This is a genomic window from Kitasatospora sp. NPDC127035, assembly GCF_042726075.1.
Taxonomy (GTDB): Bacteria; Actinomycetota; Actinomycetes; order Streptomycetales; family Streptomycetaceae; genus Kitasatospora.
In genome coordinates, this window is sequence record NZ_JBHXDN010000019.1 from 47,684 (window position 1) to 67,675 (window position 19,992).

Annotated in this window: 14 protein-coding genes, 1 tRNA gene and 1 riboswitch; of the genes, 9 read left to right on the forward strand and 6 right to left on the reverse strand. The window is 74.2% G+C overall.

The window, feature by feature from the left end:
- Positions 1-139 precede the first annotated feature (139 nt).
- Together ACFWIC_RS15845 and ACFWIC_RS15850 are read left to right on the forward strand one after the other, a co-directional pair.
- The gene (locus ACFWIC_RS15845; protein ID WP_380518958.1) at positions 140-817 is read left to right on the forward strand and encodes an RNA polymerase sigma factor; all 678 of its coding nucleotides are present in this window, start codon (positions 140-142) and stop codon (positions 815-817) included.
- On the forward strand, positions 814-2,334 hold the full coding sequence (locus ACFWIC_RS15850) for a hypothetical protein (protein WP_380518961.1): 1,521 nt from the start codon (positions 814-816) through the stop codon (positions 2,332-2,334). The genes ACFWIC_RS15845 and ACFWIC_RS15850 overlap by 4 nt, the downstream gene beginning before the upstream one ends.
- Before the next feature lie 19 nt (positions 2,335-2,353).
- Here the strand turns inward: ACFWIC_RS15850 and ACFWIC_RS15855 are convergent, their stop codons facing one another.
- Positions 2,354-3,856, reverse strand: coding sequence for an aminopeptidase P family protein (locus ACFWIC_RS15855; RefSeq protein WP_380360964.1), 1,503 nt, complete (start codon positions 3,854-3,856; stop codon positions 2,354-2,356).
- Between the two features lie 218 nt (positions 3,857-4,074).
- On the reverse strand, positions 4,075-5,613 hold the full coding sequence (locus ACFWIC_RS15860; protein WP_380518964.1) for a PP2C family protein-serine/threonine phosphatase: 1,539 nt from the start codon (positions 5,611-5,613) through the stop codon (positions 4,075-4,077).
- 865 nt (positions 5,614-6,478) lie between these two features.
- Here ACFWIC_RS15860 and ACFWIC_RS15865 point away from each other — a divergent pair.
- Positions 6,479-7,132, forward strand: coding sequence for a bifunctional DNA primase/polymerase (locus tag ACFWIC_RS15865; RefSeq protein ID WP_329884907.1), 654 nt, complete (start codon positions 6,479-6,481; stop codon positions 7,130-7,132).
- Between the two features lie 226 nt (positions 7,133-7,358).
- Here ACFWIC_RS15865 and ACFWIC_RS15870 read toward each other — a convergent pair whose 3' ends face one another.
- From ACFWIC_RS15870 to ACFWIC_RS15885, 4 genes are all read right to left on the reverse strand, one after another.
- Complete coding sequence (locus ACFWIC_RS15870) at positions 7,359-8,345, reverse strand: DUF5926 family protein (protein ID WP_329884908.1); 987 nt, start codon at positions 8,343-8,345, stop codon at positions 7,359-7,361.
- A 169-nt stretch (positions 8,346-8,514) separates the two neighbouring features.
- Positions 8,515-9,129, reverse strand: a complete 615-nt coding sequence (locus ACFWIC_RS15875) for an ATP-binding protein (RefSeq protein ID WP_380518968.1) — start codon at positions 9,127-9,129, stop codon at positions 8,515-8,517.
- 327 nt (positions 9,130-9,456) lie between these two features.
- Complete coding sequence (locus ACFWIC_RS15880) at positions 9,457-10,281, reverse strand: glycerophosphodiester phosphodiesterase family protein (RefSeq protein WP_329884910.1); 825 nt, start codon at positions 10,279-10,281, stop codon at positions 9,457-9,459.
- A 146-nt stretch (positions 10,282-10,427) separates the two neighbouring features.
- Positions 10,428-11,780 carry a purine-cytosine permease family protein gene (locus ACFWIC_RS15885; protein WP_380359510.1) on the reverse strand — a complete coding sequence of 451 codons (1,353 nt, stop codon included), beginning with the start codon at positions 11,778-11,780 and terminating at the stop codon, positions 10,428-10,430.
- 166 nt (positions 11,781-11,946) lie between these two features.
- Positions 11,947-12,094: riboswitch (TPP riboswitch) on the reverse strand.
- 306 nt (positions 12,095-12,400) lie between these two features.
- Here ACFWIC_RS15885 and ACFWIC_RS15890 point away from each other — a divergent pair.
- The 6 genes from ACFWIC_RS15890 to ACFWIC_RS15915 all read left to right on the forward strand — a co-directional run bounded on the left by ACFWIC_RS15890 (position 12,401) and on the right by ACFWIC_RS15915 (position 19,710).
- On the forward strand, positions 12,401-14,137 hold the full coding sequence (locus tag ACFWIC_RS15890) for a trypsin-like peptidase domain-containing protein (protein ID WP_380359508.1): 1,737 nt from the start codon (positions 12,401-12,403) through the stop codon (positions 14,135-14,137).
- Between the two features lie 64 nt (positions 14,138-14,201).
- A tRNA-Ser gene (locus ACFWIC_RS15895) sits at positions 14,202-14,289 on the forward strand.
- 221 nt (positions 14,290-14,510) lie between these two features.
- Positions 14,511-15,626, forward strand: a complete 1,116-nt coding sequence (locus ACFWIC_RS15900) for a peptidoglycan-binding protein (RefSeq protein WP_329950280.1) — start codon at positions 14,511-14,513, stop codon at positions 15,624-15,626.
- Positions 15,627-15,766: 140 nt separating this feature from the next.
- Positions 15,767-16,600: a MerR family transcriptional regulator gene (locus tag ACFWIC_RS15905; protein WP_329950281.1), complete on the forward strand. Its 834-nt coding sequence runs from the start codon at positions 15,767-15,769 to the stop codon at positions 16,598-16,600.
- 58 nt (positions 16,601-16,658) lie between these two features.
- On the forward strand, positions 16,659-18,083 hold the full coding sequence (locus tag ACFWIC_RS15910) for an MFS transporter (protein ID WP_380518974.1): 1,425 nt from the start codon (positions 16,659-16,661) through the stop codon (positions 18,081-18,083).
- 262 nt (positions 18,084-18,345) lie between these two features.
- The gene (locus ACFWIC_RS15915; protein WP_380359500.1) at positions 18,346-19,710 is read left to right on the forward strand and encodes an FAD-binding oxidoreductase; all 1,365 of its coding nucleotides are present in this window, start codon (positions 18,346-18,348) and stop codon (positions 19,708-19,710) included.
- Positions 19,711-19,992 lie beyond the last annotated feature (282 nt).

Below are 19,992 nucleotides of genomic sequence, written 5' to 3' on the forward strand. Positions count from 1 at the left end.
CCCACACGTCCATAGGTACGGGGGCGGGGGGAGCCGGAGAACCGGTACTGGCAGTATTCCCGCAGATCACAACCTTGATCACGTGTCATGACGGGGCCGGTTCGCGCCGGGAGCCGTCCTGGGGGAAAGCAGAACGTACATGTCCATGGCCATCGGGCCGATCGCGGGACGGGGTGGGGGGCGGCGTTTCTCCCTCGCCGGGTTGACGGGGCTGCTGTTCGGCGCGCAGGAGGCCGAGGCGCCCGCCGGTCCGGTCGGGGAGCAGGGGCCGGCGCAACGGCGCATGGGCTTCAGGCTGCTCCGCGGAGGGCGGTCGGCGGCCGAGGAGGAACGGCCCACCCTGACCGACCTGTACCACGCGCACCGGCTGGGCCTGGTACGCATGGCGGTGCTGCTGGTGGACCACCAGGACCTGGCGGAGGACGTGGTCCAGGAGGCCTTCACCCAGCTCTACCAGCGACACGGGGAAACGCTGGACGACCTGGACAACGCGCTCGGGTACCTGCGCACCTCGGTCGTCAACGGCGCCCGGTCGATGCTGCGCCGCCGCAGGACCGCGCGCGAGTACGTTCCCCCGCACGAGGCGGACGCACCGTCGGCGGAGGACCACGCGGTGCTCAACGACGAGCACCGCCGGGTGCTGGTCGCCCTGCAGGAGCTGACCACGCGTCAGCGCGAGGTGCTGGTGCTGCGCTACTGGTCCGACCTCTCGGAGGCACAGATAGCCGAAACCCTGGGACTCTCCCGGGGCGCCGTGAAGTCCACCGCCAGCCGGGCACTGGACGCCCTGGAAAAGCATCTGGAGAAGGTTCGATGACCGACAGGCTTCCCCGCCGTTCCGGCGGCGGCGACGACGGGCCGGACGAGACCCCGGTCGAACGGTTGCTCCGCGAGGCGATGAGTGCCCGCGCGGCGCAGATCGGCGCGCACGACCTCCGTCCGGCGGCGCCCCCGAACCGGCGGGTCCGCCGGCTGCGGCCGGTCTACCTCGCAGCCGTCCCGCTGTTCGCCCTGGCCGCCGCGCTGGCGTTCGGCGTGCTCGGCTTCCGCGGCGACACCGTGGCCAGGCAGCAGGACCCCGGCCCGGCCGCCACCGTGACCGTCACGGAGACGCCGTCACCGGTCCCGACGCCGACCCCGACACCGGAGCCGAGCCCCACGGCGGCTCCGACCGCGGACGCCTCCCCGTCGGCCGACGCGGACGAGGAGGCCGGGCCGGGCGACCGGCCGACCGGCGGCGCGACCGGCGCGCCGCTCGGCGGCCAGGTGCCGCAGAGCACCTCCGGCGGCACCCCGCCGGCCACCAGCACGTCGAGCAGCAGTGCCCCGCCGCAGACGGCGGCCGTTCCGTACACCTTCCGCGGCGTCAAGTTCAAGGTCCCGCCGGGCTGGCGGGTGTCACCGCCCAAGCCGACCGACGACCGGGTCTGCGTGCTCAGTCCGGGGGCGCCGACGAGCGCCCAGCCGGGCTGGTCGCCGGACTCCTGCGAGCCGTACGGCGTCTCCGTCGTGGTGTACGACTCGGCGAGCGAGGTCGAGGGCGCGACCTGGCCCACGACGGCGGACCTCGGCTCGACCTCCGGGTGGGGGCACCAGCCCACGTGCCCGATCTGGGGGAGGCCCTACATCCCCACCGGCCCGTACGCGTCGGTGGGCGCACCGGTCCGGACGAAGGACATCGTGGCCGGCCGGGCGATCGACAAGACGCAGTGGCAGGTGTCCTGCACCAGCGCCGACACGTTCACCGCCCAGCTGTGGGGGCTGTCGGCCGACCAGGTGTTCATCGTGGCCAACGGACTCAAGCCGGAGTACCAGGCGGGCCTGGTGTCGCTCCTGGACACGCTGAACGTCAGCGGGCACCCGGCTCCGGTGCAGGTGCCGCACCAGAACGACGTGAGCGTGAGCGTCGAGGGGGTCGGCGTCGGCCAGCAGGTGCCGAACGACGGCAGCGCGGTGCCGGTCACGGTCACGTACAAGAACACCAGCCAGACCGACTACGCGGCGATGGTGCCCTTCGTCTACGCCGAGCCGTACCCGGGGGCGCCCGCCGCTGGGGCGGGCTCCGCCGTGCGCGGCACGGTGGAGCGGCAGGACGGCGCCGGTGCCTGGCAGACGTACGACATCGGGATCACCAAGCCCGCCAGGGACGGGTCCAACGGAATCGTCGCCCTGGCGCCCGGGCAGAGCGTGACGCTGAAGTTCCGGCTGAAGCTGACCCCCCAGGACGGCGCGGGGGTGATGCCGGTGACCTTCACGGCGATGGTGGTGCCCCAGCAGGGGCCGGGGAGCGTCGTGGGCACCCGCACCATCCCGGTGCGGGTGGTCGTGAAGTAGACGATGCCGGTCCGCGGGGTCAGGCGAGCGAGGCCATCCACGCCTCGACGTCCGCGGCGCGGCGCGGCAGGCCGGCCGAGAGGTTCTCGTTGCCGTCGGCGGTGACCAGGATGTCGTCCTCGATCCGGACGCCGATGCCGCGGTACTCCTCGGGGACGGTCAGGTCGTCCTGCTGGAAGTAGAGGCCGGGCTCGACGGTGAGCACCATGCCCGGCACCAGCAGCGCGTCGACGTGCTCCTCGGTGCGGGAGTGGGCGCAGTCGTGGACGTCCAGGCCGAGCATGTGGCCGGTGCCGTGCAGGGTCCAGCGGCGCTGGAGCCCCAGCTCCAGGACCTTCTCGACGTCGTGGACCGAGGGGTCCAGCAGGCCCCAGGCGAGCAGGCGCTCGGCGAGCACGCGCTGCGAGGCGTCGTGGAAGTCGCGGAAGCGGGCGCCGGGCTTCACGGCCGCGATGCCGGCCTCCTGCGCGTCGTAGACCGCGTCGTAGATCTTCCGCTGCAGCTCGTCGAAGCGGCCGCCGATCGGCAGCGTGCGGGTGACGTCGGCGGTGTAGAGGGTGGCCGTCTCGACGCCGGCGTCGAGCAGCAGCAGCTCGCCGGGGCGGACGTCGCCGTCGTTGCGGACCCAGTGCAGGGTGGTGGCGTGCGGGCCGGCGGCGCAGATCGAGCCGTAGCCGACGTCGTTGCCCTCGACGCGGGCGCGGCGCCAGAAGGTGCCCTCGATCCAGCGCTCGGAGGTGGCGACGGCCTGGCCGAGCTCGCGGACGCAGTCGGTGAAGCCGTTGACGGTGGCGGTGCAGGCGGCGCGCAGCTCGCCGATCTCCCACTCGTCCTTGACCAGCCGCAGGCCGCTCAGGAACTCCTTGAGCCCGGCGTCGCGGTCGGCGTCCAGCACGTCGGCGAGTGCGGCCTCCAGGCCGGCGTCGTAGCCGCGGACGATCCGGGTCGGGGCGCTGCCGGTCCGGGCGTGCTCGGCCAGCTCGTCGGCGGCCTTGCGGACGTCGCGGGCGGGCAGGCCGAGCAGCTGCTCCTGCTCGGCGAGGCTGTGCCGGCGGCCGACCCACAGCTCGCCGTAGCCGTCCAGCCAGAACTCGCCGTTCTCGCGGTCGGAGCGGGGCAGCAGGTAGAGGCCGAACGCGTGGCCGGTGTCACCGGTGGGCTCGGCGACCAGCACGGCGTCCTCGGTCTGGTCACCCGTGAGGTGGACGTACTCGCTGGCGGCACGGAAGCTGTACTCGGTGTCGTTGGCGCGCACCCGCAGGTTGCCGGCCGGGACGATCAGCCGCTCGCCGGGGTAGGCGGCGGAGAGCCGGGCGCGGCGCTCGGCGGTGTAGGGGGCCTGGGCGATCGGGGCCAGGCCGTGCAGCTCGGTGTCGGCCCAGCCGGACTTCATCGAGGCGGCGAGTTCGTCGGAGACCTCGGAGTAGAGGCCGTTCTTGCGGCCCTTGAACTGCTGCGGCTGCTCGTCGCCGCCGGCGGCCTCGGGGTTCTCGGCCACCGCCGGGGTGCGGTCCTCGGTCACGTACGTCGCCTCCTTGCGCGTGGTGCCGCTTCGGTCGTGTCGGATCGCGACACACCTGGGCGGCCGTGCGTCCATGGTACGGACGCCCGGCCGCTCGACTGTTCGGGGTCGTTCGAGGCCGTTCGGTTCCGGCCGGTCCGGCGGCCCCCGGAAGGTCCGGAAGGCGGCGGAAGCCCGGGGCACCGGTGCCCCGGGCCGGTGCACCGGCCCGGACGCCCTCACTCGAAGCGGGCCGCCAGCAGCAGCAGGTCGTCGGTGGCCTGACCGGGGGCGGGGGAGCCCGGGGCGGCCTCCTCCCGTCCGGCGCAGACCGCCAGCAGGTGCGCGCAGAGCCGGTCCGGGTCGGTGCGGACGTCACGGGGCGCGTCGGCGGCGGCCCGGCGCAGGCCGGCCTGCCCGGCGTGCAGGGTCGGGCCGAACCGGCGGGCCAGGCCCTCGGTGTACAGCACCAGGGTGTCGCCCCGTTCGGCGGTCAGCTCGACGCCGGGCGCCTCCCAGCAGGAGAGCATGCCGAGCGGTGCGGACAGCGAGGTCTCGACGAACTCGGCGCCGTACCGGGTGACCAGCACGGGCGGGCAGTGGCCGGCTCCGGCCAGGGTGATCCGGCGCTCCTCCGGCTCCACCCAGGCGTAGACGGCGGTGGCGCTGCGGGCCGGCTCGGTGGTCTTGAGCAGCAGTTCGAGGTCGCCGAGGACCGAGACCGGGTCCTCGCCCTCCAGCACCGCGTACGCCCGCAGCGCGGACCTGACCCGGCCCATCGCGGCGGCCGCGCCGGGGGCGGAACCGGGACCGGCGCCCGGCCCGTCGCCGGAGACCGAGCCGACGGTGAGGCCGACCGTGCCGTCCGGCAGCGGGATGGCGTCGTACCAGTCGCTGCCGGAGGAGCGGTCCAGCCCGGCCGGGACCAGCCGCGCCGCCAGCCGCAGGCCGGCGGGCTGGGGGAGGCGGTCGGGCAGCAGGCCGCGGCGCAGGGCCTCGGTGGTGCGCCGGACCTTCTCCGCGTCCAGCTGCTTGGCCAGCAGCGGGGCGGCGACCTCGCAGTAGCGGCGGGCCAGCTCGCGCCGGCGGTCGGTCGGTTCGGCGGGTTCGTCGTAGAACCAGAGGGCGGCGGCCAGCGGGCCGTCCTCCTCGGTGGCCAGCGGCAGGCCGTAGCAGCCGCCGAGGCCGAGGCCGGCGGCCAGCTCGCGGAGCCGGGCGCCGACGGCTGGGTCGTGGGCGAGGTCGTACGACTGCAGCTCGGCGGGCCGGTCGTGCTCGCGCAACAGCCGGGCGACCAGGCTCTGGTCCGGCGGGACCGTCTCCAGCGAGCCCAGGCTGGCACGGTTCAGGCCGAGGCCGAGCGGCTGGCCGGGGCCACCGGGCAGCGCGGTGACCAGCAGGGCCCGGCGGGCGCCGAGCAGTTCGGTGCCGGAGGCCAGGACGGCGGCGAGGGTGGCGTCGACGCCGCGGGCGCGGGCGAGCAGTTCGGTGTGCTCGTGCAGGCTGGCGAAATCGGACAGCTGTCCGGCCAAACGGTCCTGCACCGCGGACGCGGGCGCGGTCCGTCCGTCGACCGCCGCGACCTTCTCGCCGGGCGCGGTCCGGTCGTCGGACGCGGTCCGCTCGCCAGCCGCGCCGCCGGGTCCGCCGGGTCCGCCCGGCCCCCCGGTGCCGGGCACCGGGCCGGTGAAGCCGGGCGGGTCGAGCAGGGAGAGGCCGCTGGCGCCGGCGGGCTCGGCGGGCTCGGAGGAGGTCGACGCTGGGTGGGACTCGGTCATGCCGCCACTCCTGACGCGGTGGTACGTGTCACGCGGATCATGCGGAACTCCCATGGACGGCCGTTTGGAGCGATCACGGCCAAAAGGGCGCGTTTCGCCTCGATTCGCTACTACTCGTCATTGATCGACAGCAATGCCACCACTTCTACACAGGCCATTCGGGGCATGTCCAGAGCCATGACAAGGCCGGTGGCCTGTTCGTCCTGCTCCCGGGGACCCGGCTCGGGGGCGTGTTCGGTTCGTGCGCGCGCCGGCCGGTCACCTCCGGGGCGCTCCCGGGCGGCGCCGCGCTCCGGCCGGTTCCCCCTGGTTCTCCCGCGGGTCCTCCTCCGCGTTCCGACAGGTCCGGACCGCGCCCCTGCCGGGCCCGGACCGGGTTCCCGCCGCGCTCCCACCGGGTTTCCACCGGCAGCGATCCCCGGTGGGCGGCCTGCTCGCGGCCGGTCGCGACGGGGTGTGACCGCCCTGTCGCCCGAGCGCGACGGCCCCGTCGTCCGGGCATGGAGCAGCCAGAAGCGGGCAGAACCGTGAGGACGGCTCCGGCGGCCGTCCGGATCGTATGCTTTCGCCGTCCGCAGGCCGGGCCGGCGGGAAGTGACTCACTCGTACGGTGGAACCAACCGCGCCCGGGCGGCGTCCATCCGGTCGCATACGGGATTCTCGTTCCAAGGGCTGTTCTATTCCGCGGCCCTTTCACATCCTGCTCCACTGCGTGCTCCACGCCCGCACCGCCGATCGCCCTGCCGTTCGCCCTGCCCGCCGCCCGCTTCCGGGCCGGTGCGGCGTTCCCGGACGCGCGCCGGCGGCCCGGTCCGGAGCCCGCGGTCCGGAGCCACCGAGCGGTCACGGAAAGGAACGGGTGCCAATGCGCGACAACCCCATGCGCGACAACCCGAGGAGCCGGTCGGCGGCCCGGGCGTCCCGGCTGGCTGCGGCCCTGACGGCCGCCACCGAGTACCGCTGGCCCGTCGTCCCCGGCACGCAGCTCGTCGGCGGTCACTGCTCCTGCGGTGACCCGGACTGCCCCGTACCCGGCGTCCACCCGCACGACCCGCCGCTGCTCGCGGCCACCACCGATGCCCGGATGGTGCGTTGGTGGTGGGAGCAGCGCTGTCCGGACGCGCCGCCGCTGGTCGCCACCGGCCGGACCGTCTCGGCGGTCAGCCTGCCGGCTGCGGCCGGGGCCCGCGCGCTCGCCTACCTCGCCGCGCTCCGGCTGCCACTCGGACCGGTGATGGCCATGCCGGGCCGGTACGCGATGCTGGTCGCCCCCTACTCGCTCGACGCACTCGGCGAAATGCTGGCCCAACTCCCTTGGGTGCCGGGATCGTTGCGCTACCACGGGAGCGGAGGCTTCCTGCCGCTGCCGCCGGGCGGCGGTGCGGGCGACCGGGTGCGGTGGGTGCTGCCGCCGCGTCAGGGCGCCGACGGTGGCGTCTGGCTTCCCCAGGTCGGGCCGCTGCTGGGCGAGTTGGTGGAGGCGGCGGTCCAGCTGGACAGCGGTCGGCCCACGTACTGATCGGGCACGGCCCACTCGTTCCGGGGTGGGCCGGCCGGAAAAACAAAAGATCCGGCCGCTGGCGACGGGGGATGCACCAGCGACCGGACTCTTTAGACAGTAACAAGGATCTGCGCCCGCGCCAATTTCCAAGACGCCCTCGCAGCCCGGAAATTGCGGGTCGCGGCGAACAATGTGACGCGTATCACGTGGATCTCCGCGCGCCCCGTCCGCCTTCCGTTCGCCTTTAGTTCAGGGTGACCTGACGGTTCACCAGGTTGGCGCGGGCGCGCCGCTCCTCGGCGGTCAGCGGGGACGGGTCGGCCAGCGTCTCGGCGAGGCGCTCGGCGAACTCGGCGGCAGGCTTCTCGCAGTCGGCCGCGGTCATCGACAGCGGCAGGTCCCAGACCGGAACGGTCAGGCCGTGCGCCCGGAACGAGCCGACCAGGCGGGTGTCCTGGCCGAGCGAGGACCGGTCGGCGGCGGTCAGCCGGGCCAGTGCGTCCAGCAGCTGCTCCTCCGGCACGGTCATCACCCAGCGCAGGTGGTTCTTGTCCGGAGTGCCGCACCAGTAGGCGGAGTCGACGCCGGCGAGCTTCTCGGTCGGGATCGCCGAGGCGTTGGCACGCTCCAGGGAGGCGGCCACCTCGCCGGTGGCCGTCTCGGCGTCCTCCAGCCAGAACTCGAAGCCGGTGTGCACGGCGGGCTCGAAGGGGGCGTCCGCGTCGAGCAGGTCCTGCAGCCGGGGGCCGCCCGGGACGGTCCGGCGGGACGGCACGGGGGTGCCGGGCTCGGCGGCGAGCGCCAGCTCCAGCGCGTCGGCCAGGTCACGGCTCAGGTCGCCGGAGCCCGACTGGGTCTGCAGGCCCAGCAGGATCGAACCGTCCTGGCGGCGCAGGGCCGGCCAGGCCAGCGGCAGGACGGTCGCCAGCGTCACCGACGGCACCTCGCCGTTGGCGGTGGCGGCCACGCCGGCGGCGAGCGTCAGCGGGACGGTCGCGGCCGGTACCAGCTCGCGCAGCGCCACCCAGTCGGCCTCGCCCGACAGACCCTCGAACGGGCGGTGCACCAGCTCCTGCACCGCGTGCGAGGCCTCGCGGCCGTGACAGGCCTTGTAGCGGCGGCCCGAACCGCAGGGGCAGTTCTCGCGGGCCCCGACCACGGGGATCTCGCCCGTGACGGCGGGGGTGGACTGGCTGCGCTGCGGCGCCTTCTTGGCGGCCTTCTTGCCCATGGTGCGGCTCTCCCGGGGAGGTGGTGATGTGCTCCGGGCAGCCTACTGACGTTCTCCGGGCGCGTGGGCGCACGCCGGGGTGCGGGGGCGCCCGTCCGCCCGGTCCGGGGCCGTGCCCGGCGTCCGGGCGCCGCGCGGGACCGTGTTCACCCGCCGCGCGGGACGGAGCTCAGGCGCTGCAGGGTGTGCCGCCGGTCCGCCTGGCGTGGCGGGCCCGGGCGGGCAGGGCCGCCCACACCGTCACCTCGCCGGGCGCGTCGCGCACGCCCCAGTCGCTGGCCAGCTGGTCCACGATGCCCAGCCCGCGGCCGCCGTGCGAGGTGAGTGAGGGGCTGGCCGGCGACGGACGGGTCTGTGCCCCGCCGTCGGTGACCTCCAGCGTGAGCACACCGTCGGCGTGCATCTGCCAGCGGACCAGGACGCCGCCGTCCTCCTCGCCGCCGCCCGTGCCTGCGTGCCCGACGTTGCCGTGCCCGGCGGCTCCGCCGGTGGGCCCGGTGCCGCCGCCGTGGCCGCCCGGTGCGGGGGAGCGGTCCTCGCCCGACCCGGCGGTCCGGGACGGTACGCCGACCAGTCGCGGCTCGACGATCTCGGCCCGGGCGCCGCGCCCGAGGGCGGGCAGCGGGCCGAGCGGTCGCGCGTAACGACACGCGTTGCTCAGCAGTTCCGAAAGGATCAGAACAGCATCATCGATGACCGGTTCCGGTATCTGCCGGTCACCCAGATCTCGACGCAGCCGGCGCCGCGCGGCCCCGACGCTCGCTGGGCCGTGCGGCACTGCCATGGTCGATGAAGTCGGCACTTCACGCGCCACCATCAACGCCACCCCCGGACCTCCTTCAGCGTATGCCGAGGGATGGATGCCCCTTGGCAATACGTCGGAAACGACCGGACGGCGATCCTGCACGGACATTTCAAGCCGGGCGACGGACGGTACGCGGCAGGTGATTCGATGCTCACGCTGCGTCGTGAAAGTGCCGTAATTGCGTCAGAAATCGCCGTCGGAAGGTTTGAGCCCCTACCAAGACGATCAACCGGTCCAGGTGGTTGAACGGTTCACCGCACCGTCCTGTCGGGTGGGGCCGGGTATTTCCGCGGGCGGTCGGGCGCGTCACCGACCGAGCTGGGCCAGCACCTCCGCCGGGCGGTTGGTGATGATCGCGGACACCCCGAGTTCCAGGCAGAGCTCGACGTCGGCCGGTTCGTCCACGGTCCAGACGTGCACCTGGTGGCCCAGCTCGCGCAGCCTGGTCACCAGCCCCGGCCGGGCCCGCACCAGCTCGATGCCCGGCCCGGCGATCCGCGCGCCGCCCGGCAGCGGCGCACCCGGGCGCAGCCGTCCGCGCAGTGCCAGGCCGCGTTCGAACAGGAACACCCGCGGGTACTCCGGTGCGGCCGCGCCCACCCGGGCCAGCGCCAACGACGAGAAGCTCATGATCCGGGCCCGGGACCGGCCGTTCTCCCCGGCGCCGCCGATTCCGAAGCGGTCCAGCGTCCGCAGCAGCTCGGACTCCACCCGGCCGCGGAACCGGACCGGGTGCTTGGTCTCGATCGCGAGGTCCACCGGGCGCCCGCAGTCGGTCACCAGCTCCAGCAGGCTCTCCAGCCGCAGCACGCCGCGCAGCTCCGGGTCGTCGCTGGGGCGGCCGGTCTTCCACGCGCCGAAGTCGTGCGCCTCCAGCTCGGCCAGCGTCATCGCGGAGACGGTGCCCCGGCCGTCCGAGACCCGGCCGATCCGGCGGTCGTGCACGCAGACCAGCTGCCCGTCGGCGGTCACCCGGACGTCGCACTCGAGCGCGTCCGCGCCCTCGGAGAGCGCCCGGCGGTAGGCGGCGAGCGTGTGCTCGGGCAGGGCGTGCGAGGAACCGCGGTGGGCGATCACCTGGACGGGCGGCGCGGTGCGCGCCGTCGCAGGCGAGAGGTCTGGGCTGGTCACACCGTCCACGATAGGCCGCGGAAGTGACACGAAAGCGAAGACGGCCCCAACCTGCGGGGCCGTCTTCGGGTGTGGAGGTGAGCGCGGGCGAGCGCGCCGTTCCGGGTGCGCGAGCCCCGGCGCGGGTCAGCGCCCGACGGTGCGGGTCAGCGCTCGACGGTGCCGGGGGCGCCCGCGCCGCCCGTCGTGCCCGGGGCGCTGCTCCGGGAGAGCGGGGTGAGCGCCCAGGTGACCAGGGCCGGCACCAGGAAGCCGAGCAGCGAGGCCGAGGTCCACTCCTGCGGGGTGAAGTGCAGCGCCTCCTGGACGGAGGTCCAGAAGTCGGTCCACCAGCTGGCGATCGCGGTCGGTGCGATCAGCTGGTAGGTGGCGAAGCCGAGGGCCCACGGCAGCAGCATCAGCCAGCGGGACGGCGCGTCGGCGGAGAGGTTCCAGCCGCGCCGGCCGGCCCCGAGGAAGTAGTCGACCACGAGCACCGCGAACATCGGCACGAAGATCGAGCCAATCAGGCCCAGGAAGGCGTAGTACGAGTCGGTGAACTCGGTGATCTGCAGGGCCAGCACGGTGATGAGCACCCCGGTGCCCCCGGTCAGCACCCGGCGGTCGACCTTCGGCAGCAGGTTGTGGATCGACATCGCGGTCGAGTACACGTTGGCGAACGACTGGTCGGTCTCGCGGAGCACCAGCACCAGCAGGAACAGCCAGCCGGCCCAGACGCCGAGGAAGGAGTCGAAGATCCGGGTGGCGTCCCCGTCCGCCTGGAGCAGCGCGAACAGACCGAGCACGTAGCACCAGACCTGCGCCACGGTGTAGCCGGAGAAGCTGCCCCAGAACGCCGAGCGCGGGGTGCGCGAGTGCCGGGTGTAGTCGGCGGCCAGCGGTACGAAGGAGATCGACACCGCGATCATCGCGTCGGTCGCCTTCAGGAAGCCGTGCCAGTTGCCCGCGCCCGGGTCGGACACGCCGTTGCGGCCCAGCTGGACGGTGAAGTACACCATCGCGACCGCCACCGCCGCGGCGACGAAGCGGCGCAGCACCGCGATCGCGCCGAGCGGCCAGATGGTCAGCGCGGTGGTGACGGCACCGGCCAGCACGACGAAGACCCAGCGGTAGCCGCCGGTACCGACGACGGTCTGCGCGCCCATCGCGATCACCAGCAGCTCGTACACGCCCCAGCCGATGCACTGGACGATGTTGAGCACCGTCGGCACGTACGAGAGCCGGGTCCCGAACAGCCCGCGCAGGTTCGCCATGGCGGGCGCGCCGGTGCGGGCGCCGATCAACGCGGCCACCCCGAGCATCGCGGTGCCGACCACGGTGCCGGCCACGATCGCCGTCACGGCGGCGGCCAGCGACAGCTCGCTGCCCGGCGCTCCGAGCACGGTGGCGGCGGTGGTGAAGCCGATGAGCGAGACGCCGAGGTTCATCCAGAGCGCGAAGTGGTCGCGGAAGCGGAGCGTGCGCGGCGGCTCGGTGTCCAGCACCAGCGGCGCCTCCACACGGGCTCCGTCCGGTGCCGCGGGGCGGTCCAGGACGGCGGCGCCGGCGGGACCGGCGGGACGGCCGGAATCGGCCGCCCGGGAACCGGGGACGGTGCCCCCGGCGTCCCCGGAGGGGGGCAGACCCTTGGACGCGGGCGTACCCGAGGACGAGGATGGCGAAGCAGGCGGCATGGCCGATACTCCCTACGCCGGCATTACCCGGACAGGTTCCGGCGGTCTGCGCCCCCTCGACGCTCGCCCGCGGATTCCGTGGCGTACGGTCGACCGGCGCACTCTCAGCCTGGTGGGTCCAAGCTCCCGCGTGTCAGTTGTGAGCGACAGGCTAACCGGCACGGCGGAGAACGCCAAGGCCAGGGGGCCGGAGGCCGGGGCCGGCGGAGTGCGGCAGGGGCGCGGCGGGGGTGCGGCAGGAACGTGGCGGGAGTGCGGTGGGGGTACGAAGGGGCTGTGGCCCGGGCGCGGAGCCGGCGCGCAGGGGGCCCGCGGGGCCGGATGTTCCGGGGTTTGTCTGGCCGGCCTAAGGATTCTTATGACTTCTTCAGAAGCCTCCTTACGGCAATCGAATCGAGTGTGCGAAAAACTATGGTTGTTGGTCCTGTCAGCTATGGAGGTCGTCCGTGAGCACCGAGCGCGAGGTTGGGTCCACCGGGCCGCAGGGGGAGCAGCCCTCCGGCGGCCAGGGGGTGGTGGTTCCCGGTCCTGACGGTCCGGCGCAGCAGTCTGCGGCCGTCCCCTCCCCCGTAGCGACGCCCGCTGCCGAACGGTCCCCGTCCGATCAGGCCGCTCCGGCCGCCGACGGCGGCAACGGCGGCAACGGCGGGTTCACGCCCACGCTGGCGTTCAGCAAGGTCAGCGCCCCGGAGCCGGCGCCCGCCGCCCCGGCGCCGGCCGCCGACGCGGGGTACCTCGACGCCCCGCCGCCGGTCCTGCCGCCCGCGCCGGCCGCCCCGGTGGCACCGGCCGCGCCGGTCGGCAACCCGTACGCCACGCCGGCTCCCGGCACGCCGGTCCCGCCGGCCGCCCTCGCCGCCCACGACCCGTACGGCGCCCCGGCCGCGCCGCAGGGCCACGGCGCGACCGGCCAGCACCACCCGTTCGGCGCCGGCCAGCCGCTCGGCGGCTGGGCCGCGCACGACATCACCCCGGGCGGCCCGGGCGCGCCCGGTGGCCCCGGCGGCCCGCTCGGCTACCCGTCCGAGTACCCCGGCGCCCCCACGCCCGGCGGCCCGCGCAAGAAGCGCGGCGGCCTGATCGCCCTGGTCGCGGCCGTCGCCCTGGTCGCGGGCATCGCCGGCGGCGCGGTCGGCGTCGTCGTCGCGGACCGTGACGACAAGGGCGTCAGCGCCGCAGCCGACCGCACCAGCACCACCGTCCAGGCCAACAACTCCCAGAAGAACGAGGCCGCCCCGGGTTCGGTGGCCGGCATCGCGCAGAAGGCGCTGCCCAGCGTCGTCACCATCAAGGCGCAGGGCAACGGCGAGTCGGGCACCGGCACCGGCTTCGTCTTCGACACCGAGGGCCACATCCTCACCAACAACCACGTGGTCGCGCCCGCGTCCAGCGGCGGCAAACTGACCGTCAAGTTCGCCGACGGCTCGTCCTACAACGCGTCCGTGCTCGGCCGCGCCGAGGGCTACGACGTCGCCGTCATCAAGCTCGACAGCCCGCCCAAGGGCAAGCTGACGCCGCTTCCGCTGGCCGACTCCGACAAGGTCAACGTCGGCGACTCCACCATCGCCATCGGTGCCCCGTACGGCCTGGAGTCCACGGTCACCACCGGCATCATCAGCGCCAAGGACCGCCCGGTCGCCTCCGGCGACGAGACCGGCGCCCAGTCCTCCTACATGAACGCCCTGCAGACCGACGCCTCCATCAACCCCGGCAACTCCGGCGGTCCGCTGCTCGACTCCGGCGGCGCGGTGATCGGCATCAACTCGGCGATCCAGTCCAACGCCTCCAGCAACGGCCGGGCCGGCTCCATCGGCCTGGGCTTCGCGATCCCGGTCAACCAGGCCAAGTGGGTCGCCGAGACCCTGATCAAGACCGGCAAGCCGGTGTACGCGAAGCTCGACGTCCTGCGCAACGACGACTACAAGGGCGACGGCGCCCAGATCCAGACCCGCGACATCCAGGGCACCCCGGCCGTCACCCCCGGCGGCGCCGCCGACAAGGCCGGCCTCAAGCCGGGCGACGTCATCACCAAGCTCGGCGGCAGCCCGATCGAGAACGGTCCCGCCCTGGTCAGCAAGATCTGGACGCACAAGCCCGGCGAGACCGTCGACGTCGAGTACACCCGCAACGGCCAGACCCTGAACACCAAGGTCACCCTCGCCGAGCGCGTCGGCGACAACTGACCCCACCCCGCCCCGAAACCCGGTGCACCGAAGCCCGCCGGACCCGTTAGGCTGACCTCCGCCTGGAGAGCTGCCCGAGCGGCCTAAGGGAACAGTCTTGAAAACTGTCGTGCGGTGACCCCGTACCGTGGGTTCGAATCCCACGCTCTCCGCTGGTTGGAGAAAACCACCTGCTCAAGGCGGGTGCCGGAAGCTTCCGGCACCCGCCTTCGGTGTTTTCGGGGGTGGGGGGAGGTGGGGCCCGGGGGAGCAGAGTTGTCCCGGTTTCACCTGAACGGGGGGTTTGGGGCCTAGGTGTCCTCGTGTGGGGGTGTGCGTCTCGTTTAGCCGGATGCAAGGGGCGGACTGCCCTGGGCCTGGCGAGGAGAGACGGATGGCCTGGTACCCCGGTGCGGAGAAGATGGAGCTCCAGCCCGAGTCGGACGAGCAGGCGGCGATCACGCCGACGCAGGTGATCTTCCACAGTGTGGCGGCGCCGTGGACGCCGCGGCGGATGTACGAGTACTGGCGGGACTCGACCAACCTGGAGTCGCACTTCGGGGTGGGGTACGACGGCTCGGTCGGTCAGTTCGTCGGCACCGAGACCCGCGCCGACGCCAACATGCGCGCCAACCGCCGGGCCGACGGCACCGGGGCGGTGAGCATCGAGTCGGCGAGCGACGACCGGAGCACCGACCCGTGGACGGACGCGCAGGTGAGGGCGCTGATCGCGCTCGGCGTATGGCTGCACCAGCGGCACGACATCCCGCTACGGGCCTGCCCGTCCTCGGACGCCGCCGGGTTCGGGGTGCACCGGATGTTCCCGGAGTGGTCGGACGGTGGGACGGCCTGCCCGGGGGAGGTCCGGGCCCGGCAGTTCCGCGAGGTCGTGCTGCCCGGCATCGTGGCGGAGGCGGGCGGCGGGGCGCCGGTGCCCCCGCCGCGGGCCGATTCCACCGGCCCGGCCCGGTACCGGGTGACCCTCAACGGCCTGGAGTACGGCTACGGGGCGCACGGGCCGCACGTCCTGGAGGTGGGCCAGGCGCTGGTCCGGCAGGGCTTCGGACGGCACTACCAGTCCGGGCCGGACCAGGACTGGCGGGACGCCGACACCCTCAACTACCAGGATTTCCAGCACAGTCTGGGCCTGTCGGGGCCCGACGCGGACGGGGTCCCGGGCGAGGGGTCACTGCGCAGGCTGCTCGGCCGGCTGCCCTCGCCGCGGCGCGTCTCGCTGGCCCACGTCGTGGCGGCGGCGCGTACCGATCCGGGGGCCGAGCAGGGCCACCAGACGTACGGCGGCGAGGTCCGGATCGTCGAACAGGCGCTGGCCGACGAGGGGTTCCTGGAGCAGCGCTGGGTGGACGGCTCGCTCGGCACCCGGTCGGTGCAGGCGTACGCGGCGTTCCAGCGCAGCCTCGGCTACTCGGGCGGCGACGCGAACGGGATCCCCGGGCAGCGGAGCCTGCAGGCACTGGGGGACCGGCGGGGGTTCGACGTCACGGACTGAGCGGCGGGGACGGTCCGGGCACGACGACGGCGAGAGGGCGACCGGGAGGAGAACGGGGAGGAAGGCGGGGAGGAGTGCAGGGAGGGCGGAGTCCCGCTGCTTGACCATGACACGGTGTGAGGGTCTGCACTGGAGGCATCATGTTCAACATCGGAGACTTCGCCAAGCACGGCCGGGTGTCGGTCCGCATGCTGCGCCACTACGACGCGATCGGGCTGCTACGCCCGGCCCGGGTCGACCCGGTCAGTGGCTACCGCTGTTACGAGGCGGCCCAACTCGCCCGGCTCAACCGCGTCATCGCCCTCAAGGACCTCGGCTTCACGCTGCAGCAGGTGCGGGCCGTCCTGGACGAGGAGGTGGGCGCGGCCGAGCTGCGCGGGATGCTGCGGCTGCGGCGGGCCGAGCTCGCCGCAGCGATGGCGGCGGACGCGGAGCGGCTGACCCGGGTCGAGGCGAGGCTCCGGACGATCGAGAGCGAGGGGACCATGTCCACGCACGATGTCGTGGTGAAGCGCGTGCCGTCGGTGCGGGTGGCCGAGTTGACGGCGGTCGCGGCGAGCTACGAGCCGGAGGACGTCGGGCCGGTGGTCGGGCCGCTGTTCGCGGAGCTCTGCGGCAGGCTGGCGGCGGCCGGAGTGGCGGAGACGGGACCGTCCGTCGCCTGCTACGAGGACCTCCCGGACGGGGACGGGGCGGCGGTGCTGGTACGGGTGGCCGTGCCGGTCGGGGCCACGGTGGAGCCGGGTGGGGAGCACGGCTTCGCGGTGGTCGACCTGCCGGAGATCGAGGAAGCGGTGACCGTGGTGCACCGCGGTTCGATGGACGACACGCTGGGTTCCTTCCAGGCGCTGGCGCGGTTCATCGACGAGAACGGGTACCGCTCGGCCGGGTACGCGCGGGAGCTCTACCTGGAGTGCCCGGACGACCCGGCCGGTTGGGTGACCGAGCTCCAGGAGCCGGTGGGCCGGGCGTAGGCGCCGCACCGGTCGGAGCTTGCCCTCAAGCCGGTCGAGGGTCCTAGCGTCGGCCGGCATGACGATCACCGGTGCGACCGCGCCCGACGGAGCCGGCAGCCCGGGTAGCCCGAGCGGATCCGCCGACCGGGGTGGATCCGACGACACGAGCCGTCCGGGCCTGCCGGGGTCCTACCTGTTCTGGCTGGCCGGTACCCAGATCGGGGCGTTGGGTGACGCCGCCCTGTACTTCGCCCTGGGCTGGGCCGCGGCCGCGCACGGCGGCGGCGCGGCCGGCCTGGTGCTCACGGCGATCACCGTGTCGCGCACGGTCCTGGTCCTGCTGGGCGGTGCGGTCGCCGACCGGTGGGGCGCACGCCGGGTGATGCTCACCGGGGACGCGGTGATGCTGGCCGCGACGCTCACCCTGGCCGTGGCGGCGGGCGGCCGGGGCACACCGCTCCGGCTGCTGGTCGTGGCGGCCGTGGTGGTCGGGGTGGTCGACGCGTTCTACCTTCCGGCGAGCGGGTCGATGCCGCGCCGGCTGGTGGAGCCGGGGCAACTGCCCCGCGCTCTGGCGTTACGTCAGGCCGGTGGTCAGGTGGCCGCGTTGCTCGGGGCGCCGATCGGCGGGGCGTTGGTCGCGGTGGGCGGGCTGCCGGTGGCGGCGCTGGCGGACGCGGTGAGCTTCGCGGTCCTCCTGCTGGTGCTGCTGCGGGTGCGGGTCAGGGGGGACGCGGAGGTGGCTCCGGCGACTCCGGAGACGGCCCCGGCGAAGGGCGGGGCGGGGGAGCGTGGGGCGGAGGCGGCCGTCGTCGTTCCCGGGCTGCTGCGTGAGGCGGCCGCAGGGGTGCGGTCGGCGGCGGGGGACCGGCTGCTGCGGGCGGCGCTGCTGCTCGCCGGGGCGGCGGCGGGGGTCCTGTTGCCGGTGGGCTCGCTGCTCGTGCCGCTGCTGGCGCGGGAGCGCGGGTGGGGTGCCGGTGCGGCCGGCCTGGTCACGGGCGGGCAGGGCGCGGGCGTGCTCGCCGTGGCGGTCCTGCTCTCGCTGCGCGGCGGTCGGGGCCGGGGCGGTTCGCGTCGGAGGTCGGGGAGGGCCGCGTCCGGGGCGCGGTCCGGGGTGAGGTCCGGGGGCGGGCCGGGGGCCGTGGCGGGGGTCGGGCTCGGTGCGGCGGCCCTGGGCGTCTCGGTGCTGGCCTGGGCGCCGGACCCCGGGGTGGCCGTGCTGGGCGGGGTGGTGACGGGGGTGGGGTCGGGACTGTTCGCCGGCCGGCTCGGCCCGCTCGTCCTGGCCGCCGCGCCGGTCGGCCACCTGTCCAGGGTGCAGGCACTGCTGACGCTCGTGCAGAGCGCGGCGCTGGTGGTCTCGACCGGCCTTCTCGGCCTGCTCGCCGACGCGGCCGGCGCCCGGGTGCCGACGGTGCTCTGTGCGTCGGCCACCGCCGCGGCAGGGCTCGCCGCACTGGGCTCCAGGGCGCTGCGGCCGTCCGGCCGTCCTGAGCGGTAGCCGGTAGCCGGTAGCCGGGCGCTTGGGTGCGTGCGGGTGGGGCTCGGAGCTGCGTACTTGCCGGGTGGCCGGGCGCCGGGCAGAGTGCGAGAGCCGGACGCGGTCGGAGGGCCGGTCCGGAGCGGTGGCCCGTGGTGCTGCCCCTGCCCCGCACGGCACCAGCACGACGGCGGCGAGGGAGACCGGGGCGCCGGCACGTTGACGGAGCGACACAGCGGCGGCACCGGTGCGGCAGGCCCGGGCCGCGCGGGCGGAGGCGGCGATGAGTGATCTGACGGACCGGCTGGCAGAGGGTCTCCCTCCCGGAGCGCTGGCGGTGGACCCGGATGTGACGGCCGCCTACAGCCGCGACATGGCGGGGTTCTGCGAGGCCGGTGTCCCGGCCGTGGTGGTCTTCCCGGAGACGGTCGAGCAGGTGCAGCACGTCATGCGGACCGCCACGGCCCTTCGTGTCCCGGTGGTCCCGCAGGGGGCGCGGACGGGGCTCTCCGGTGCGGCCAACGCCGTGGACGGCTGCATCGTGCTGTCGATGGTGAGGATGAACCGGATCCTGGAGCTCGATCCCGTGAACCGGATCGCGGTGGTCGAGCCCGGTGTGGTGAACGCCGAGCTCTCCCGGGCGGCGGCCGAGTCGGGGCTCGCCTATCCGCCCGACCCGTCGAGCTGGGAGTCCTGCACGATCGGCGGCAACATCGGCACCGGCGCGGGCGGGCTGTGCTGCGTGAAGTACGGCGTGACGAGCGAGTACGTGCTCGGGCTCGACGTGGTGCTGGCGGACGGGCGGTTGCTGACCACGGGGCGCCGGACGGCCAAGGGCGTCGCCGGCTACGACCTGACCCGGCTGCTGGTCGGCTCGGAGGGCACGCTGGGCGTGGTGGTCCGGGCGGTGGTGGCGCTGCGACCGGCGCCCGAGCCGCAGTTGGCGTTGGCGGCGGAGTTCCCGAGCGCGGCCGCGGCGTGCGACGCGGTCTGCGAGGTGATGGCGCGCGGTTTCACGCCGTCGCTGATGGAGCTGATGGACGCGGTGTCGGTCCGGGCGGTCAACGAGCTGGGGCAGATGGGTCTTCCGGAGTCGACCCGGGCGCTGCTGCTGGTGGCCTTCGACGGTCCGGACCGGGTGGACCGCCTGGCCGCCGTGGGGGATCTCTGCCGGGCCGCGGGGGCGACCGAGGTGGTGCCCGCCGACGACCAGGCGGAGTCGGAGATGCTGCTGGAGGCCCGCCGCCTTGCGCTGCCCGCCCTGGACCGGCTGGGCACCACGATGATCGACGACGTGGCGGTGCCGCGTTCACGGTTGGCCGAGATGCTGGCCGGCGTCGCGGTGATCGCCGAGCGGCACGGGCTGACCATCGGGGTGGTGAGCCACGCGGGGGACGGGAACACCCATCCGATCGTCATCTTCGACGCGGCGGACGCCGAGCAGACGGCGCGGGCGCAGCGGTCCTTCGACGAGATCATGGCGCTCGGGCTGGAGCTGGGCGGCACGATCACCGGGGAGCACGGGGTCGGGCTGCTCAAGCGCGAGTGGCTGGCGCGGGAGCTCGGTCCGGTGGCGTGGGAGCTGCAGCGGCAGCTGAAGGCGGTCTTCGACCCGTTGGGCATTCTCAACCCCGGTAAAGCGATCTGATCGGATTCCCGGCCGATCGGTGAATCACCGGATTGTCAGACTGTCGCAGAATGGCTCACTATGTCGACACGGTAGCGCGACCGAACTTTCAGGGGGCGCGTTCAGGGATGTTCCGCGCCAGGGTTGTGCGCCGGGTTCTCCGTGTGCTGCTCTTCGCGCCGCCCCTGGAGCTTCGATCGTGTCCGACCTTTCGGGCGATGCGGCAGGTCGGTGGCGGTGTGTCGGCGCGCTTTCCGTTTGGGCCCGGGTTATGCACCGGGCTGCTGGATATCACGCTAAAGG

Coding starts and splice junctions, on each gene's coding strand:
- ACFWIC_RS15845 (WP_380518958.1), top strand. CDS start 140: ATGTCCATGGCCATCGGGCCGATCGCGGGACGGGGTGGGGGGCGGCGT.
- ACFWIC_RS15850 (WP_380518961.1), top strand. CDS start 814: ATGACCGACAGGCTTCCCCGCCGTTCCGGCGGCGGCGACGACGGGCCG.
- ACFWIC_RS15860 (WP_380518964.1), bottom strand. CDS start 5,613: ATGACCGAGTCCCACCCAGCGTCGACCTCCTCCGAGCCCGCCGAGCCC.
- ACFWIC_RS15865 (WP_329884907.1), top strand. CDS start 6,479: ATGCGCGACAACCCCATGCGCGACAACCCGAGGAGCCGGTCGGCGGCC.
- ACFWIC_RS15870 (WP_329884908.1), bottom strand. CDS start 8,345: ATGGGCAAGAAGGCCGCCAAGAAGGCGCCGCAGCGCAGCCAGTCCACC.
- ACFWIC_RS15875 (WP_380518968.1), bottom strand. CDS start 9,129: ATGGCAGTGCCGCACGGCCCAGCGAGCGTCGGGGCCGCGCGGCGCCGG.
- ACFWIC_RS15900 (WP_329950280.1), top strand. CDS start 14,511: ATGGCCTGGTACCCCGGTGCGGAGAAGATGGAGCTCCAGCCCGAGTCG.
- ACFWIC_RS15905 (WP_329950281.1), top strand. CDS start 15,767: ATGTTCAACATCGGAGACTTCGCCAAGCACGGCCGGGTGTCGGTCCGC.
- ACFWIC_RS15910 (WP_380518974.1), top strand. CDS start 16,659: ATGACGATCACCGGTGCGACCGCGCCCGACGGAGCCGGCAGCCCGGGT.
- ACFWIC_RS15915 (WP_380359500.1), top strand. CDS start 18,346: ATGAGTGATCTGACGGACCGGCTGGCAGAGGGTCTCCCTCCCGGAGCG.